The sequence below is a fragment of the Streptococcus sp. X13SY08 genome (assembly GCF_001182825.2).
In the GTDB taxonomy this organism is placed as follows: Bacteria; Bacillota; Bacilli; order Lactobacillales; family Streptococcaceae; genus Streptococcus.
Window position 1 is genome coordinate 116,373 of sequence record NZ_LFYO02000004.1, and the last position, 16,744, is coordinate 133,116.

13 protein-coding genes and 2 pseudogenes are annotated in these 16,744 nt (G+C 40.7%); 14 read left to right on the plus strand and 1 reads right to left on the minus strand.

The features are described 5' to 3' along the window. Nucleotides 1-99 precede the first annotated feature (99 nt). From AEX56_RS07940 to AEX56_RS08605, 9 genes and pseudogenes are all read left to right on the plus strand, one after another. Nucleotides 100-936 carry an undecaprenyl-diphosphate phosphatase gene (locus AEX56_RS07940; RefSeq protein WP_049618633.1) on the plus strand — a complete coding sequence of 279 codons (837 nt, stop codon included), beginning with the start codon at nt 100-102 and terminating at the stop codon, nt 934-936. 115 nt (nt 937-1,051) lie between these two features. Further along, on the plus strand, nt 1,052-1,780 hold the full coding sequence (gene mecA / locus AEX56_RS07945; protein ID WP_049618634.1) for an adaptor protein MecA: 729 nt from the start codon (nt 1,052-1,054) through the stop codon (nt 1,778-1,780). Continuing rightward, nucleotides 1,777-2,937 carry a glycosyltransferase family 4 protein gene (locus AEX56_RS07950; protein ID WP_049618635.1) on the plus strand — a complete coding sequence of 387 codons (1,161 nt, stop codon included), beginning with the start codon at nt 1,777-1,779 and terminating at the stop codon, nt 2,935-2,937. Before mecA ends, AEX56_RS07950 begins: the two co-directional genes overlap by 4 nt. 103 nt (nt 2,938-3,040) lie before the next feature. Further along, a complete protein-coding gene (gene sufC / locus AEX56_RS07955) occupies nt 3,041-3,811 on the plus strand; it encodes a Fe-S cluster assembly ATPase SufC (protein ID WP_049618636.1) in 771 nt (256 codons plus the stop codon). A gap of 13 nt (nt 3,812-3,824) precedes the next feature. Continuing rightward, a complete protein-coding gene (gene sufD / locus AEX56_RS07960; protein WP_049618657.1) occupies nt 3,825-5,087 on the plus strand; it encodes a Fe-S cluster assembly protein SufD in 1,263 nt (420 codons plus the stop codon). An 88-nt stretch (nt 5,088-5,175) separates the two neighbouring features. Continuing rightward, nucleotides 5,176-6,330, plus strand: a pseudogene (locus tag AEX56_RS07965) (aminotransferase class V-fold PLP-dependent enzyme). Further along, nucleotides 6,317-6,751 carry a Fe-S cluster assembly sulfur transfer protein SufU gene (sufU, locus tag AEX56_RS07970; RefSeq protein ID WP_049618637.1) on the plus strand — a complete coding sequence of 145 codons (435 nt, stop codon included), beginning with the start codon at nt 6,317-6,319 and terminating at the stop codon, nt 6,749-6,751. Before AEX56_RS07965 ends, sufU begins: the two are co-directional and overlap by 14 nt. Before the next feature lie 297 nt (nt 6,752-7,048). Beyond that, nucleotides 7,049-8,467, plus strand: coding sequence for a Fe-S cluster assembly protein SufB (sufB, locus tag AEX56_RS07975; protein ID WP_049618638.1), 1,419 nt, complete (start codon nt 7,049-7,051; stop codon nt 8,465-8,467). A 76-nt stretch (nt 8,468-8,543) separates the two neighbouring features. After that, nucleotides 8,544-8,729, plus strand: coding sequence for a hypothetical protein (locus AEX56_RS08605; protein ID WP_160315188.1), 186 nt, complete (start codon nt 8,544-8,546; stop codon nt 8,727-8,729). A gap of 57 nt (nt 8,730-8,786) precedes the next feature. Here the strand turns inward: AEX56_RS08605 and pbp3 are convergent, their stop codons facing one another. Continuing rightward, nucleotides 8,787-10,031 (minus strand): D-alanyl-D-alanine carboxypeptidase PBP3, encoded by a 1,245-nt coding sequence (gene pbp3, locus AEX56_RS07985; protein ID WP_049618640.1) that lies wholly within the window; start codon nt 10,029-10,031, stop codon nt 8,787-8,789. A 217-nt stretch (nt 10,032-10,248) separates the two neighbouring features. On the opposite strand from pbp3, the pseudogene AEX56_RS07990 reads away from it, so the two are divergent. From AEX56_RS07990 to AEX56_RS08010, 5 genes and pseudogenes are all read left to right on the plus strand, one after another. Continuing rightward, nucleotides 10,249-12,146: pseudogene (locus AEX56_RS07990) on the plus strand (peptide ABC transporter substrate-binding protein). A 73-nt stretch (nt 12,147-12,219) separates the two neighbouring features. After that, nucleotides 12,220-13,722 carry an ABC transporter permease gene (locus AEX56_RS07995; protein WP_049618641.1) on the plus strand — a complete coding sequence of 501 codons (1,503 nt, stop codon included), beginning with the start codon at nt 12,220-12,222 and terminating at the stop codon, nt 13,720-13,722. Further along, nucleotides 13,722-14,648, plus strand: coding sequence for an oligopeptide ABC transporter permease OppC (gene oppC / locus AEX56_RS08000; protein ID WP_049618642.1), 927 nt, complete (start codon nt 13,722-13,724; stop codon nt 14,646-14,648). Before AEX56_RS07995 ends, oppC begins: the two co-directional genes overlap by 1 nt. A gap of 9 nt (nt 14,649-14,657) precedes the next feature. Beyond that, nucleotides 14,658-15,722: an ABC transporter ATP-binding protein gene (locus tag AEX56_RS08005; protein WP_049618643.1), complete on the plus strand. Its 1,065-nt coding sequence runs from the start codon at nt 14,658-14,660 to the stop codon at nt 15,720-15,722. A gap of 9 nt (nt 15,723-15,731) precedes the next feature. Beyond that, nucleotides 15,732-16,658 (plus strand): ATP-binding cassette domain-containing protein, encoded by a 927-nt coding sequence (locus tag AEX56_RS08010; protein ID WP_049618644.1) that lies wholly within the window; start codon nt 15,732-15,734, stop codon nt 16,656-16,658. Nucleotides 16,659-16,744 lie beyond the last annotated feature (86 nt).

Here is a 16,744-nt window from a genome sequence, read left to right on the forward strand (position 1 = left end):
AAAAATTCAGATAAATTGCAATGTTATTGGCTAAATAAAAATGAAATTTAAATAAGAAGAAATTATGTTATAATAGAAAAAAATCATCAAGGAGTCGTTATGTTTTCTGAGATATTAAAAGCTCTGTTTTTTGGGATTATCGAAGGGGTTACTGAATGGCTGCCCGTTTCATCCACAGGGCACTTGATTCTGGTGCAAGAATTCGTACAACTGAACCAAAGCAAATCATTTATGGATATGTTCAATATCGTCATCCAGCTGGGAGCTATTTTGGCAGTTATGACGATTTATTTTAAAAAGCTAAATCCCTTTCAACCTGGGAAAACAGCACATGAAGTTCGCCTGACCTGGCAACTATGGGCTAAGGTTGTGATTGCTTGCATACCGTCTATTTTGATTGCAGTGCCTTTGGATAACTGGTTTGAAGCGCATTTTAACTTTATGGTACCTGTCGCCATTGCCTTGATCGTTTATGGAATTGCTTTTATCTGGATTGAGAAACGCAATCAGGAAGTTGTTCCTCAGGTAACCGATTTGGCGCGAATGTCTTATAAAACGGCACTTCTTATTGGTTGCTTCCAAGTATTGAGTATCGTTCCAGGAACCAGCCGGTCTGGAGCTACCATTCTTGGAGCCATTATTTTAGGAACGAGTCGTTCGGTAGCAGCTGATTTCACTTTTTTCTTAGCGATTCCAACCATGTTTGGCTATAGTGGTCTTAAGGCTGTTAAATATTTCATAGATGGGAATGCATTGACAGGATTTCAGGTGCTCTTGCTCTTGATCGCCAGTGTGACAGCATATTTTGTCAGCCTCAGAGCTATTCGCTTCTTGACAGACTATGTCAAAAAACACGATTTTACTGTATTTGGACAATACCGAATTGTCCTTGGGGCACTTTTGTTGGTTTATGCAGGAATTCGTTTCTTATTTTAAAAATGAAAGGCTATCGCAAAGTAGCCTTTTTGAGGGAGGTCCATTATGGTCTTTCTTTTGTAAAATACAAGTAATTCTTGTATAATGGAAAGATAACAATGTATGGAGTAAAGACATGAAGATGAAACAAATCAGCGATTCAACGCTGAAAATTACGATTAAATTAGAAGATTTAGACGATCGAGGTATGGAATTAGCGGATTTTCTTATTCCACAAGAAAAGACGGAAGAATTTTTCTATACCGTTTTGGATGAGTTGGACTTGCCGATGACCTTTCGGGAGAGTGGGATGCTCAGTTTTCGAGTGACACCTAAGCCAGATAAAATTGATGTTTTTGTAACCAAGTCTGATTTAGATAAAAATATTGATTTTGAGGAGCTGACGGATTTGGCAAGTCTGGAAGATATTTCTCAAATGACTCCGGATGATTTCTTGAAGACGATTGAAAAAACGATGCGTGAGAAGACGGCTGAGGATCATAAAGCGCACCGTCACTTGGAAGCGGTCGAAGCGGAAGAAGAGGCTGAGGAAGAAGATTCTCTCACACAGCCTTATGTCTACTATATTCTGGAATTTCCCGAGTTACAAAAAGCGGTCGAATTTGCTCGTTCGACAGATGTGGAGATGGATACTTCTGAGCTCTACAAGATGGCGGACAAATACTATATGACAGTACTTTTGCATGTAGAAAATAAGCCTGCCTGCTATCCTATTTATTTACTATCACGGATGTTGGAGCATGCAGATGATGCGCACGTTAGCCGTCCTTACTTACAGGAGCATGGTCAACTGCTTTTGCCAGTAGATGCGGTAGATGAATTAAGAAAGGTGCCTTTGGTATGATTCCATTTGCGCTCAAGTATATCATTGTCTTGATTTCAACCTTGGTCATTGCGGCTCTCGTAACGCCTCTGGTTCGTTTTTTGTCCTTTCGTATCGGTGCGGTAGACAACCCCAATGCTCGTCGGATTAACAAGATTCCTATGCCGACAGCTGGAGGATTAGCAATCTTTTTTGCTTTTGCTATTTCTAGCTTGTGGATTTTACCTGCTATTGTGACGCGGATTTCTTTCCATGGCACCTATTTGAACTATATTTTCCCCATCGTTCTTGCGGGTGGGATTATCATTTTGACAGGTTTGTTAGATGATATTAAGGAATTACGTCCTATGCCGAAAATGATGGGAATGTTGCTTGCAGCTTCTATTATCTGGATTTTTACAGATTTCCGTTTCGATGATTTCAAAATTCCCTTTGGTGGTCCTCTTGTACATTTTGCACCGTGGTTGTCCTTCTGTCTCACCGTTTTGTGGATTGTGGCGATTACAAACGCGGTCAACCTCATTGATGGATTGGATGGTTTAGTATGTGGCGTTTCCATTATTTCCCTGATGACAATGGGGATTGTCTCCTATTTCTTTTTGCCAGATAGTAGTATCTTTTTGACCTTGACGATTTTTGTTTTGGTGGCAGCTATTGCAGGTTTTCTACCATATAATTATAATCCTGCTATTATTTATTTGGGCGATACTGGCGCTCTTTTCATTGGTTTTATGATTGGTGTTTTGTCTCTACAAGGTTTGAAGAATTCAACAGCAGTAGCAGTCGTGACCCCCATGATTATTCTTGGGGTTCCGCTTACGGATACAGTCGTAGCGATTGTGAGACGGACACTTTCGGGGCAAAAATTTTACGAAGCAGATCGCATGCATTTGCACCATCGTCTCTTATCGCTTGGATTAACTCATCGCGGAACTGTTTTGGTCATTTACGCCATCTCCTTTGTCTTTTCCTTGATTTCACTTCTCTTAAATGTGTCTAGTCGATTGGGAGGCATCTTCCTTATGATTGGATTGATTTTAGGAGTACTCATTCTTAGTGAATTGGTAGGGATTTTTGGTGAAAACCGCACCCCGCTTCTCAATGTGCTCCGCTTCATAGGTAATTCTTCCTATCGCCAAGAACATATTGAAAAATGGAAAAACAAAAAATTAAAATAAAAAAGTATTTCTTTCTTATAACGGAATGTTTTCAAACACCACTAGAGCCCAATAGGCTCTTTTTTGGTATAATACAATGAGATAAAAATAAAAGGAGACTATCATGTCTGTATTGGAAATTAAAAATCTTCATGTGTCAATTGAGAACAAAAAAATCTTGAAAGGTGTCAATTTGACGCTCAAAACGGGTGAGGTTGCAGCTATCATGGGACCAAACGGCACAGGGAAATCAACCTTATCAGCAGCCATCGTGGGTCATCCGAATTACGAAGTAACAGAAGGGGAAGTTCTTCTGGATGGTGAAAATATTTTTGAGATGGAAGTGGACGAACGCGCTCGTTTAGGCCTTTTCCTTGCCATGCAATATCCATCAGAAATCCCTGGTATTACCAATGCTGAATTTATCCGCGCAGCCATGAATGCGGGTAAAGAAGACGATGAAAAAATCTCTGTTCGTGACTTCATCACGAAATTAGACGAGAAAATGGAACTTCTTGGTATGAAAGAAGAAATGGCAGAGCGTTACCTCAATGAAGGCTTTTCAGGTGGTGAGAAAAAACGCAACGAAATTTTGCAACTCCTCATGCTGGAACCTAAGTTTGCCCTTCTTGACGAGATTGACTCAGGTCTTGATATCGACGCTCTCAAAGTCGTGTCAAAAGGTGTCAATGAAATGCGTGGTGAAGGATTTGGTGCTATGATTATCACCCACTATCAACGCCTCCTCAATTACATCACGCCTGATGTGGTCCATGTCATGATGGAAGGAAAAGTTGTTCTTTCAGGTGGTCCAGAATTGGCTGCTCGCCTTGAAAAAGAGGGATACGCTCAAATCGCAGAAGAGCTTGGCTATGAATATAGTGAAGAAGTCTAGTTTGGAGGCGCTTATGTCAAAACAAGATATTTTAGCTTTTTCACAGACCAAAGGGGAGCCGATATGGCTACAAGATTTGCGACTTTCGGCTTTTGAAAAAATAGCTGAGCTGGATTTACCAGCTATTGAACGTGTTAAGTTTCATCGATGGAACTTGGGAGATGGGACTCTGGCAGAATCTGATTTTGCAGGGAATATCCCAGATTTTACTGCTCTTGGTGATAATCCTAAATTAGTCCAAGTTGGGACACAAACAGTTCTTGAGCAGTTGCCAATGGAACTCATCAACCAAGGGGTTATTTTTATAGATTTCCACTCAGCCTTGGAGGAAATTCCTCAAATCATTGAACAGCATTTTGGGACGGCCGTGTCCTACGACGAGGACAAACTGGCAGCTTATAACTATGCCTGCTTCAATAGCGCAGCTGTTCTCTATGTTCCTGATAATGTGGAAATTGATCAACCTATTGAAGGCATTTTTCTTCAGGACAGCGATAGCGCCCTTCCTTTTAACAAACACATTCTCATTGTTGCAGGAAAAAACAGCTCCTTCTCTTATTTAGAACGTTTTGAATCCATCGGACAAGGCCAAGTAGAAGTGAGTGCCAATATTTCGGTTGAAGTCATCGCCCAAGCAGGTAGTCAGATTAAGTTTTCTGCGATTGACCGTCTTGGAGAACATGTCACGGCTTACATGAGTCGTCGAGCACGTCACGCCAATGATGCGACAGTGGATTGGGCACTTGGTGTGATGAATGAAGGCAACGTCATTGCGGATTTTGATAGTGATTTGATTGGAAATGGTAGCCGTGCTAACTTAAAAGTTGTTGCAGCGTCAAGCGGTCGTCAAATTCAAGGGATTGATACGCGTGTTACCAATTACGGTCAGCATTCAATCGGTCATATCCTGCAACATGGAGTCATCTTAGAGCGTGGGACTCTTACTTTTAATGGTATTGGCCACATTGTTAAGGGGGCTAAAGGAGCAGACGCTCAACAAGAAAGTCGCGTACTGATGTTGTCCGACAAGGCACGAAGTGATGCTAATCCTATTCTTTTGATTGATGAGAATGAAGTGACGGCTGGACATGCAGCTTCTATCGGTCAAGTGGACCCAGAAGATATGTACTATCTTATGAGCCGTGGAATTGACCAATCAACTGCAGAACGTCTCGTTATTCATGGCTTCCTGGGTACTGTTATCACGGAAATTCCGGTCAAAGAAGTGCGTGATGAGATGGTTGACGTATTGGATAGTAAGTTAGACAAACGCTAAGAGAGTACAGTAAAGTGTTTTCTGTGGGAAATGAAGAAGTTACCTTCTATTTACTCTATCCACTTTAAATGCTTTAGAAAGGATATCCATGCTAGATGCCTATAAAATCAGCAAAGATTTTGCGATTTTAGACCAAATCGTTAACGACGAGCCGTTGGTTTATCTTGATAACGCAGCGACAACACAGAAGCCGCAAGCAGTGCTAGATGTTTTAAATGCGTATTACCATGAGGACAATGCTAATGTCCATCGTGGGGTCCATACTTTAGCAGAACGTGCGACTACAGCATATGAAGCTAGTCGCGAAAAACTGCGCAAATTCATCAATGCCAAGTCTACTAAGGAAGTGCTTTTCACACGTGGAACAACTACAGGTCTCAATTGGATTGGGCGCTTTGCGGAACAAATTCTGCAACCAGATGATGAAGTCTTAATTTCTATTATGGAGCATCATTCCAATATTATTCCTTGGCAAGTTGCTTGCCAGAAAACAGGAGCTAAGCTTATTTATGCCTAAGCTCACGTCTCCAATGTTTTGGGTTGTATCAATCCTGTTAAAAAAATAGCAGAGCTAGCACACAAGGTTGGAGCTTACATGGTTGTGGATGGCGCTCAGTCTGCGCCCCACATGAAGATTGATGTGCAGGATTTAGACTGTGACTTCTTTACTCTATCAGGTCATAAAATGCTGGGACCGACAGGTATTGGCGTTCTTTATGGTAAAGAAGAGATTCTCAATCTAATGGACCCGATTGAATCTGGCGGTGAAATGATTGACTTTGTGTATGAGCAGGAGGCCATCTGGAAAGAATTGCCATGGAAGTTTGAAGCAGGTACACCTAATATTGCAGGAGCGATTGCTCTCGGTGCAGCAATAGATTATCTTGAGTCAATCGGAATGGATGCTATCCACGCTTATGAACAAGAGTTGGTAGCCTATATTTTGCCAAAATTGCAAGCCATCGAAGGCTTGACCGTCTACGGTCCACAAGATCCTCGTCAACATGCGGGCGTAATCGCCTTTAATTTGGAGGGTCTGCACCCGCATGATGTTGCGACAGCTCTTGATTATGAAGGTGTAGCTGTGCGTGCAGGTCATCATTGTGCCCAGCCTTTGATTAACCATCTTGGAATCTCAACAGCGGTTCGTGTCAGCTTTTACATTTATAATACCAAGGAAGATTGCGACAAACTAATTCAAGCTATCCATGCGACAAAGGAGTTTTTCAATGGCACTTTCTAGATTAGATAGCCTTTACATGGCGGTTGTTTCCGACCATTCAAAAAATCCCCATCACCATGGACGACTGGATGGAGTCGAAGCAGTTCAGCTTAACAATCCAATTTGTGGGGATGTCATCTCCCTGGCCGTCAAATTTGATGGAGATATCATAGAAGATATCGCCTTTTCGGGACATGGCTGTACAATTTCCACAGCGTCCTCTAGTATGATGACAGATGCAGTTATCGGAAAAAGTAAAGCTGACGCTCTAGAATTAGCAGAGATCTTCTCTATCATGGTTCAAGGAAAAACAGACGAGCGCCAAGAAGAATTGGGAGATGCAAGCTTTATGGCAGGTGTATCAAAATTTCCCCAACGTATTAAATGCGCCACCCTTTCGTGGAATGCACTCAAAAAATCTATCGAACGCAGTGAGATGTAATCGCGATGAGAATGAAAATGGGCGATAATGCCTTTTTCGTGATCTAGTCAGTCTTCTAGCAAGTTGCGTCGGGAACTTGCGTCCTTCAAGGGACTGCTTTAGCAGCCGAAGAAGGTAAAGAGTGAAACGCAGTGAGATGTAATTGCGACAGGAGGTAAAGTCTTCGATGATGAGATTTTACTGAATTAGCTAACCTTCTAATTTAATCGCTAAGGTGAGATGGAAGTTTGATGGCTAGATGAATTCAACTAAACCAAATAAAACATGCAAAAATCTTAAAAAATAAGTGAGAAAAGTATGACAGAAACAAATGAAATTGTGGAACCAAAGCCCATTGATTTAGGGGAATACCAATTTGGTTTTCACGACGATGTAGAGCCCGTCTATTCAACGGGTAAGGGGCTCAATGAAGCTGTTGTCCGTGAAATGTCTGCAGCTAAAGACGAACCTGAATGGATGCTAGATTTTCGCCTGAAATCGCTAGAAGCCTTTAACCAAAAACCGATGCAAAAGTGGGGGCCAGATCTTTCAAGCATTGATTTTGATGATTTGGTTTACTATCAAAAACCATCAGACAAACCAGCACGGTCATGGGATGATGTTCCTGAAAAAATAAAGGAAACCTTTGAACGAATTGGGATTCCAGAGGCAGAACGTGCTTACTTGGCGGGAGCTTCTGCTCAATACGAATCAGAAGTTGTTTACCATAATATGAAGGACGAATTCGAAAAGTTGGGCATCATCTTTACGGATACCGACTCAGCTCTCAAGGAATACCCAGAGCTCTTCAAAAAATATTTCTCAAAATTGGTCCCACCAACGGACAACAAGTTTGCTGCCCTTAATTCGGCGGTATGGTCTGGTGGAGCCTTTATCTATGTGCCCAAAGGCGTCAAAGTAGATATTCCCCTTCAGACTTATTTCCGCATTAATAACCAGAACACTGGGCAATTTGAACGTACCTTGATTATCGTTGATGAAGGTGCTAGTGTCGATTATGTAGAAGGGTGTACCGCACCGACCTACTCGACCAATAGTTTGCACGCGGCCATCGTAGAAATTTTTGCCCTGAAAGGTGCCTATGTACGCTACACGACCATTCAAAACTGGTCAGATAATGTGTATAATTTGGTTACAAAGCGTGCGCGAGCTGAGAAGAATGCTACCGTAGAATGGATTGACGGGAACCTTGGTGCCAAAACGACCATGAAATATCCTGCCGTTTATCTGGAAGGAGAAGGTGCGCGTGGTACCATGTTGACCATTGCCTTTGCCAATACAGGACAAAATCAAGATACAGGTGCCAAGATGATTCATAATGCACCGCACACATCGTCATCTATTGTTTCAAAATCCATCGCAAAAGGCGGAGGAGCGGTAAACTACCGGGGTCAAGTTACCTTTGGAAAAAATTCAGCTAAATCCGTCAGTCACATTGAGTGCGATACCATTATCATGGATGATATCTCAACATCGGATACGATTCCATTCAATGAAATCCATAATTCACAAGTGGCGCTCGAGCATGAAGCAAAAGTTTCCAAAATTTCTGAAGAACAACTTTACTACCTTATGAGTCGTGGCTTGTCAGAAAGTGAAGCGACAGAAATGATTGTTATGGGCTTTGTTGAACCATTTACCAAAGAACTCCCAATGGAGTATGCTGTCGAGCTTAACCGTTTGATTGCTTATGAAATGGAAGGATCGGTTGGGTAGTGTTTTTAGTAGTGGAATAGCTATAATGCTCTTCTACATACATAACCCTCCAACCGAGATTGGAGATGAGAAAAAATTGCTTGAACAACTTTTTTCATGTGGATTAGACATGAACAGCCAAAAAGCTCTTGGGGGAATCATCCACCAACTGAAGTTGGACATAGTAGAAATGCGGGAGCATTTCTACTATGTGTTGTTCAGGTTGATTAAAGATAAGGAAAATCGTAGATTTTCTTTTACACGACATGATGTGAGTGTCTAACTTTTAAAATAAAAAAACTCGCTCTTGGGCGAGTTTTTCTCTGTTATCAATCTATTTTTACAATTTCTCGTTCGCATAACGGACAAAGTGATTCCACCAGGAAATAGGCCAAATGGCTGTCTCAATTTTCTCGGCTGTTATCATTTCTACATGAGGGACTTCCCCTAAGTAGCCACTGCCAACCAAGTCATCATCATTGAACGTGAGAGTACCAACTGCGGTTGTGCTAGCGATTGGTGCATCAAAAATCTCTTGAGTAGCTTTGAAATTTGCAGTTAGTTCTGTTTGTCTATTTTTTCGGCGGACAACCGTCATTTTGTTTCGCGCGACTACTGGAGCAGTTTCTTCACGCCCATTAAATAAATGGATGCTACTTCCAGGAGAAGTTTGACCAGCTTCAACGAAATTTGTTAATTCAAAATGATCGTAAGCGTATGTCATCAGTTGATTGGTGGCAACAAAACGATTTTCAGGAAATTCTTCGCCATCCGTAGCTCCTAAAATCACTGTAATAATTCGCATACCGTTTTCATTGGTAGTACCGACAAAAGAAGCCCCGGCTAATTCAGTTGTTCCCGTCTTTAAACCATCAACACCAGCTCTTTCGAATGCTCCACCGACCAACATCTGGTTGGTATTCGCATAGGTGATGCCAGAAAAAGTATAGTTAGCTTGTGAGGTCCTTTCTAAAACTTGTGGATAATCCAAGAGTAAGCGACGTGCGATGAAAGCTACATCATGTGCTGATAGTTTATTTTCATCATTCTTTTCAGAACCAGGGTAGATCTTGTCTCCTAAAAATTCATTGTTTAGACCCGTTGCGTTGACTAAGGTCGCATCCGTAATCCCCCATTCTTTCAATTTGCTCTTCATCCGATCCACGAAAGCTGACTCACTCCCTGATATCTTTTCTGCGAGGGCAATTGCTGCGCTATTAGCAGACGAGATAGTAGTCGCATCTAACAATTCGCTGACCGTGTAATTTCTCGCATCCAAATTAACATTGCTGACTAATCTATCCACGGTCAGTTGATAAGGATAATCGGAAATCTCAACTGCAGTGTCTAAAGAAATTTCACCTTTTTCGATTGCTTCGTAAACTAAGTAAATAGTTAACAGTTTAGTGATGGAAGCTATATAGGTAGGCTTTGAGGCATCTTGTTCATACAGGACTTTTCCCATAGAAACCTCTACGACGATGGCCTCCTTTGCAGCTACCGAAAAATCTGCTGCCGCCACAGTTTCTCCTAGAAAAGCAAAAGAGAATAGCACAGCTACTAGGCTGTATAAATATTTTTTCATGTTCATTCCTTCCAACTGTTTCTATTGTACCATAAAAATAGAAAAGCCTCTTAAGTGAAAATAGACCACAATTTGCTGAAAAGTCAGAAAATTAAAAAAAGTAAATAAAATAACTTTACAACTAAAATTTCTCATGATATAATAGGTAACATATCCTTTAAGAATTGTTTCAGAAAAAGCAAGTGATTCAGAAAACTTTTAAACAGGAGACCTATTTATGCAAAAAAGAAAAATCGCAGCAATTGCTGGTGTAACCTTGCTTTCTGCAGCTTTCTTGGCCGCTTGTGGGAATGGCAGTTCCTCAAGTAAATCAGAAGGCATGACATATTCATATGTTTACACTGAAGATCCTTCATCATTAGATTATTTGAAATACAGCCGCCAACAAATCTCAGACCTTGCGACTAATGCCGTCGATGGATTGTTGGAATACGACAAGTATGGGAATCTTGTTCCATCGCTTGCTGAAGATTGGAAAGCCTCTGCAGATGGTAAAACATACACTTATACACTGCGTGAAGGTGTAAAGTGGTATACCTTTGATGGTGAAGAATACGGCGACGTAACAGCTGAAGATTTTGTAACTGCATTGAAATATGCGGCAGATAATGAATCTGAAGCGCTTTACATTGTTCAAGATTCAGTTGCTGGTTTGAATGATTATATCGAAGGTAAAGTGGACTTTGACAAAGTTGGCATTAAAGCACTTGATGAACGTACAGTTCAATATACCTTGAATCAGCCAGAGAGCTTCTGGAACTCAAAAACAACAATGAGTGTCATGTTGCCAGTCAATGCTGAATTCGTAGCAGGCGGCGACTTTGGTAAAGCATCTCCTGACGGTCTTCTTTACAACGGTGCGTATACAATCAGCGCGATGACTTCAAAATCATCCATTGAGTTGACAAAAAATGAAGAGTATTGGGATGCTGACAAAGTTAAAATCTCTGATGTGAAATTAACATTCTACGATGGGAATGATCCAGAGTCATTGATTGAAGGATTCAAGAGCGGCAACTATTCTACGGCTCGTGTCTTCCCTAACTCATCCAGCTATTCAGCTGTAAAAGAACAGTTTGGCGAAAATATTTATTATGGTTTGTCTGGTTCATCAACTTACTATTCTTTCTTTAACCTAAACCGTTCTAATTTTGACCATACATCAAAAGATGCTACTCAACAAGAGAGCGCTAAGAAAGCATTGCTGAACAAAGACTTCCGTCGAGCGATTGCTTTTGGTTTTGATCGTCAAACCTACTTGGCTCAAAATGTCGGTAAAGATGCATCTGATAAAGCATTGCGTAACATGATTGTTCCTGATACGTTTGTAAGTGCTGGAGGCAAAAACTTCGGTCAGTTAACAGAGGAAAAATTGGTTACTTACGGTGATGAGTGGAAAGATGTTGACTTGTCTGATGGACAAAATGGTCTTTATAACCAAGAAAAAGCCAAAGCAGAATTTGCTAAAGCTAAATCAGCACTTGAAGCTGAGGGTGTAACTTTCCCAGTTCACTTGGATATGCCTGTCAACCAAACGAGTGCAACTAGTGTTGCTCAAGCTCAATCTATGAAACAGTCCATCGAAGCATCGCTTGGTGCTGAGAACGTAGTGATTGACTTGCAAATGATATTTCTTACGCAGGTTGGGGTCCTGACTACCAAGATCCATCAACTTACCTCGATATCTTAGATCCCGAAAAAGGTGCAAATATTGACAAGTTGGGAGTGACACGTGGTAAGACCGAGCCATTCATGACAACAGTTGGCTTAGACAAATATAAAGAACTGCTTGATGCCGCTGCCAGCGAAACAGCAGACGTGAATGCACGCTACGCAAAATATGCTGAAGCTCAGGCTTGGTTGACAGATAGTGCCCTTGCTATTCCATATCAAGGTGCTCCTGGTGGTGCTCCTGTTGTTTCTAAACTTGTTCCATTCACTGGAGCTTATGCATGGGTAGGTATTAAAGGATCAGAAACTTTCAAAAACTTAGAAGTTGGAACTGAACCTGTTAAGGCCGAAGATATCTATAAGAAACGTGAAGAATGGCAAAAAGAAAAAACTGAATCTAACGCAAAAGCACAAGAAGAGTTAGCTGATCACGTTGAAAAATAATAAATAATTTTCAAAAGAACTTTCTCAAAAATCATCGAGAAAGTTCTTTTGGAGTTTGTAGGAAAGGTTTAGAATGAAGAAGTATGTTTTTAAACGTATCTTGCGTTCTCTCTTATCGCTTTTTTTGGTAACCACTTTAATTTTTACCATTATTTACACGATGGTACCAAGAAAGTATATTTTTAAGAAAGATCCAACGTATACGAAAATGGCTGCAAAGCCAGACGGGAAGGTAAATTATACCAACACGGTCTATGAGCGTATGGGCTATATTGACTATCTTAATACTAAGGAATTGCAAAATGCAGCTAAAGAATTGGATGGTTCAGTGACCACAGAAGTCAACGATAGCAATAAAAAAATCTATGAAGAATATATTGCTAAAAAGGGTAAAGGATGGACCTTGCATCAATTCGAAGAGAGCAAGCTCTTTTATGCTACCCGCGAAATCCCTCTTTACCAAAGAATATTTGAGTTCTATGGTAATATGATTGAGGTGGATCATACCAATCGTATTCAAGATCCGTCAAATCCTGATTTAGAGCGCTATATCCGTGTGGAAAATGACCCAGCAATCGGTTGGTCTGTAGTAGGTTCTGGAACCAAACACAAATACCTTCTTTATGTAAATGGCCAATTTCCATTTGTTCACCAAAACTTTCTTACATTGGACCTAGGAATTTCTTATCCAACTTATTCCAATGTTAAGGTATTGGATGTGTTGACAAATGGACAAGGGGAAACTCTGTCTACGGATGTAACCTTCCCGACAGGACAGACAAAAAAATCTTCTGTAGATATCTATAGCCGAACATATCAATCACCAAGTAAAGCAGATGCACAAGCAATTCGTAATTTTGGTGAAGGGGATGCGTATACTGCGACAGAAAGTCGTTACCGGGACCCATCTATGATGGCGAACTCTGCTATTATTGGCTTGATTGGGCTTGCTATTTCCTATGCTTTAGGAATTCCTCTTGGGATGCTGATGGCTCGTTACAAGAATAAATTATTTGATACGGTTTCAACGGCTACTCTGAGCTTTTTGATGGCGTTACCAAGTATTGCCTTTGTTTATATTTTCCGTCTGTTGTTTGGAGTTCTCTTTAATCTTCCGACGAGCTTCCCTGAGTTAGGCGCAGAAAACTTCCGTTCTTATTTACTGCCAGCGGTCTTATTAGGGCTCTTAAGTACTCCTATCTTGGCTATTTGGATTCGTCGTTATATCATTGACTTACAATCTAGCGACTTTGTCCGCTTTGCACGTGCAAAAGGGTTGACGGAAAAAGAAATCGCCAATCACCATATTTTGAAAAATGCAATGGTACCAGTGGTTGTTGGTATTCCAGAGGCTATTATTTCAGTTATTGTTGGTGCAACCTTTACTGAATCTGTTTTTGCCTTCCCTGGTATGGGTAAAATGTTGATTGATTCAATTAATGCATCCAATAATACTATGGTTGTTGCTCTAAGCTTTATTTTTGCAGCACTTTCGATTATCGGTCTTCTCTTAGGGGATATCATGATGACCGTTGTTGACCCACGTATTAAATTAGATACAAAAGGAGGTAAGTAATGTCTACTATTGATAAAAGTAAATTCCAATTTGTCAAACGCGACGACTTTGCCTCTGAAGTCATTGATGCACCATCATACTCATATTGGAATGCAGTTGCTCGACAATTTTTCCGGAAGAAATCAACAATCGCCATGCTGATTATTTTAGCAGGAATCCTTTTGATGAGTTTCATTTACCCTTTGTTTTCTACTTTTGATTTAACAGATGTTAAGAATATCAATGACTTTGGTGCACGTTACAATTGGCCAAATGCTAAATATTGGTTTGGTACAGATGGTAGTGGACGTTCTTTGTTTGATGGGGTTTGGTATGGGGCCAGAAACTCGATTGTGATTTCCCTTATTGCAACGGTTATCAACGTAACAATCGGTGTAATCGTTGGTGGTATCTGGGGAGTCTCAAAAACATTTGATAAATTTATGATTGAGGTCTACAACGTTATTTCTAACGTTCCCTACCTTTTGGTTATCATCGTGATGACCTATGCATTAGGAGCTGGTTTCTGGAATTTGATTTTGGCTTTCTGTGTAACCGGTTGGATTAGTGTAGCCTACGGTATTCGTGTTCAAATTATGCGTTACCGAGACTTGGAATACAACTTGGCGAGCCGCACCTTGGGAACTTCAACATTCAAATTGGTCATTAAAAACTTGTTACCGCAGTTGGTTTCGGTTATCGTTACCTATGCTTCACAAAGTTTACCAGGTTATATTTCATCTGAAGCTTTTCTATCGTATTTTGGTATCGGTCTTCCTGTTACTGTACCAAGTTTAGGGCGTCTGATTTCTGAGTATTCAAAGAACGTAACAACTAATTACTATCTCTTCTGGATTCCACTGACAGCGCTTGTTCTGGTTTCTCTGTCGCTCTTCATCGTTGGTCAAAACCTTTCAGACGCGAGTGATCCACGTACACATAGATAAGGAATCAATATGACAGAAAATAAAAATGCAATATTAACTGCTCAAGATGTGGTTGTGGAATTTGATGTCCGAGATCGTGTCTTGACAGCAATTCGTGGCGTTTCGCTCGAGTTGATTGAGGGAGAAGTTCTTGCTCTCGTTGGAGAATCAGGATCAGGTAAATCTGTTTTAACAAAAACCTTCACAGGGATGTTAGAAGATAATGGGCGTGTTGCTTCTGGTAAGATTTTCTACCGTGGGGAAGAATTAACAGCTTTGAGAGGGCATAAGGACTGGCAAAAGATTCGTGGTGCAAAAATTGCCACGATTTTCCAAGACCCCATGACTAGCTTAAACCCCATTGTCACAATAGGTAAGCAAATTACCGAAGTCATTGTGAAGCATCAAGGGGTTTCTGCTAAAGAAGCTAAAGAACTAGCCATTGACTATATGGATAAAGTTGATATTCCTGAAGCGAAAAAACGTTTTGATGAATATCCGTTTCAATATTCAGGTGGTATGCGTCAACGTATCGTTATTGCAATTGCCCTTGCTTGTCGTCCAGATGTTTTGATTTGTGATGAGCCGACTACAGCGCTAGATGTTACCATCCAAGCTCAGATTCTTGATTTATTAAAAGCACTCCAGCAAGAATACAACTTCACTACAATCTTCATCACTCACGATTTGGGAGTAGTAGCAAGTATTGCGGATAAAGTGGCTGTTATGTATGCTGGTGATATTATTGAGTGCGGAACAGTAGAAGATATTTTCTATGACCCACGTCACCCATATACTTGGAGTCTTCTTTCGAGTTTGCCTCAATTGGCGGATGAAAATGGCGATTTATATTCTATTCCAGGTACGCCGCTGTCACTTTACACTCCAGTCATTGGTGATGCTTTCGCTCCCCGTTCAGAATTTGCCATGCAAATTGACTTTGAAGAAAGTGCCCCTGTTTTTCATGTGAATAATACGCACTGGGCGAAAACATGGTTGCTTCATCCAGAGGCGCCAGCGGTTGATAAGCCGCATGCTATCCAAGATTTACATGCCAAAATTGCTGCTAAAATGGCAGTAGAAGAAATTAAGTAGGAGGAAGAGATGGCTGAAAAATTAGTCGAAATTAAAGATTTAGAAATTTCTTTCGGTGAAGGTCGCAAAAAATTTGTGGCAGTTAAAAACGCTAATTTCTTCATCAATAAAGGAGAAACATTCTCGCTCGTTGGAGAATCAGGTTCTGGTAAGACAACAATCGGTCGTGCCATCATCGGATTGAATGAAACTAGCGGAGGTGACATTCTTTACAACGGCGAAAAGATTAATGGAAGAAAATCAAAAGAAAAAGAACGTGAACTTATCCGTAAAATTCAAATGATTTTCCAAGATCCTGCTGCCAGTTTGAATGAACGTGCGACTGTTGATTATATCATTTCAGAAGGTTTATACAATTTCAAACTCTATGAAAACGAAGCAGAGCGTCAAGAAAAAGTACGTAATATCATTAATGAGGTTGGTCTTTTAGCGGAACATTTGACGCGTTATCCACATGAATTCTCTGGTGGGCAACGGCAACGTATCGGTATTGCACGTGCCTTGGTTATGCAACCTGAGTTCGTTATTGCTGACGAACCAATTTCAGCTCTAGATGTATCCGTACGCGCCCAAGTATTGAATTTGTTGAAGAAATTCCAAAAAGAGTTGGGATTGACCTACCTTTTCATCGCGCATGATTTGTCAGTGGTTCGCTATATCTCAGATCGCATTGCGGTTATTTACAAGGGAGTCATTGTAGAAGTGACTGAGACAGAAGAATTGTTCCGTAATCCTGTCCACCCTTACACTCGATCACTTTTATCTGCCGTACCAATTCCAGATCCTATTTTGGAACGTCAGAAAGAGTTGGTTGTCTATGACCCAGATTCGCATGATTATTCAGTAGATAAACCTGAAATGATGGAAATTAAACCTGGACATTATGTTTGGGCAAATCAGGCGGAGTTTACAGATTACAAATCTAAATATTTATAAAAAGTTTGATACATTTGTATCGAACTTTTTTCTATCACTTTTCTTTTAGATGACATCTATGTCCTGTTGAGAGTGAATCTAATCGT

Excerpts from the sequence above, each read along its gene's own strand:
- AEX56_RS07940 (WP_049618633.1), top strand. The coding sequence starts at position 100 with ATGTTTTCTGAGATATTAAAAGCTCTGTTTTTTGGGATTATCGAAGGG.
- mecA (WP_049618634.1), top strand. The coding sequence starts at position 1,052 with ATGAAGATGAAACAAATCAGCGATTCAACGCTGAAAATTACGATTAAA.
- AEX56_RS07950 (WP_049618635.1), top strand. The coding sequence starts at position 1,777 with ATGATTCCATTTGCGCTCAAGTATATCATTGTCTTGATTTCAACCTTG.
- sufC (WP_049618636.1), top strand. The coding sequence starts at position 3,041 with ATGTCTGTATTGGAAATTAAAAATCTTCATGTGTCAATTGAGAACAAA.
- sufD (WP_049618657.1), top strand. The coding sequence starts at position 3,825 with ATGTCAAAACAAGATATTTTAGCTTTTTCACAGACCAAAGGGGAGCCG.
- sufU (WP_049618637.1), top strand. The coding sequence starts at position 6,317 with ATGGCACTTTCTAGATTAGATAGCCTTTACATGGCGGTTGTTTCCGAC.
- sufB (WP_049618638.1), top strand. The coding sequence starts at position 7,049 with ATGACAGAAACAAATGAAATTGTGGAACCAAAGCCCATTGATTTAGGG.
- pbp3 (WP_049618640.1), bottom strand. The coding sequence starts at position 10,031 with ATGAAAAAATATTTATACAGCCTAGTAGCTGTGCTATTCTCTTTTGCT.
- AEX56_RS07995 (WP_049618641.1), top strand. The coding sequence starts at position 12,220 with ATGAAGAAGTATGTTTTTAAACGTATCTTGCGTTCTCTCTTATCGCTT.
- oppC (WP_049618642.1), top strand. The coding sequence starts at position 13,722 with ATGTCTACTATTGATAAAAGTAAATTCCAATTTGTCAAACGCGACGAC.
- AEX56_RS08005 (WP_049618643.1), top strand. The coding sequence starts at position 14,658 with ATGACAGAAAATAAAAATGCAATATTAACTGCTCAAGATGTGGTTGTG.
- AEX56_RS08010 (WP_049618644.1), top strand. The coding sequence starts at position 15,732 with ATGGCTGAAAAATTAGTCGAAATTAAAGATTTAGAAATTTCTTTCGGT.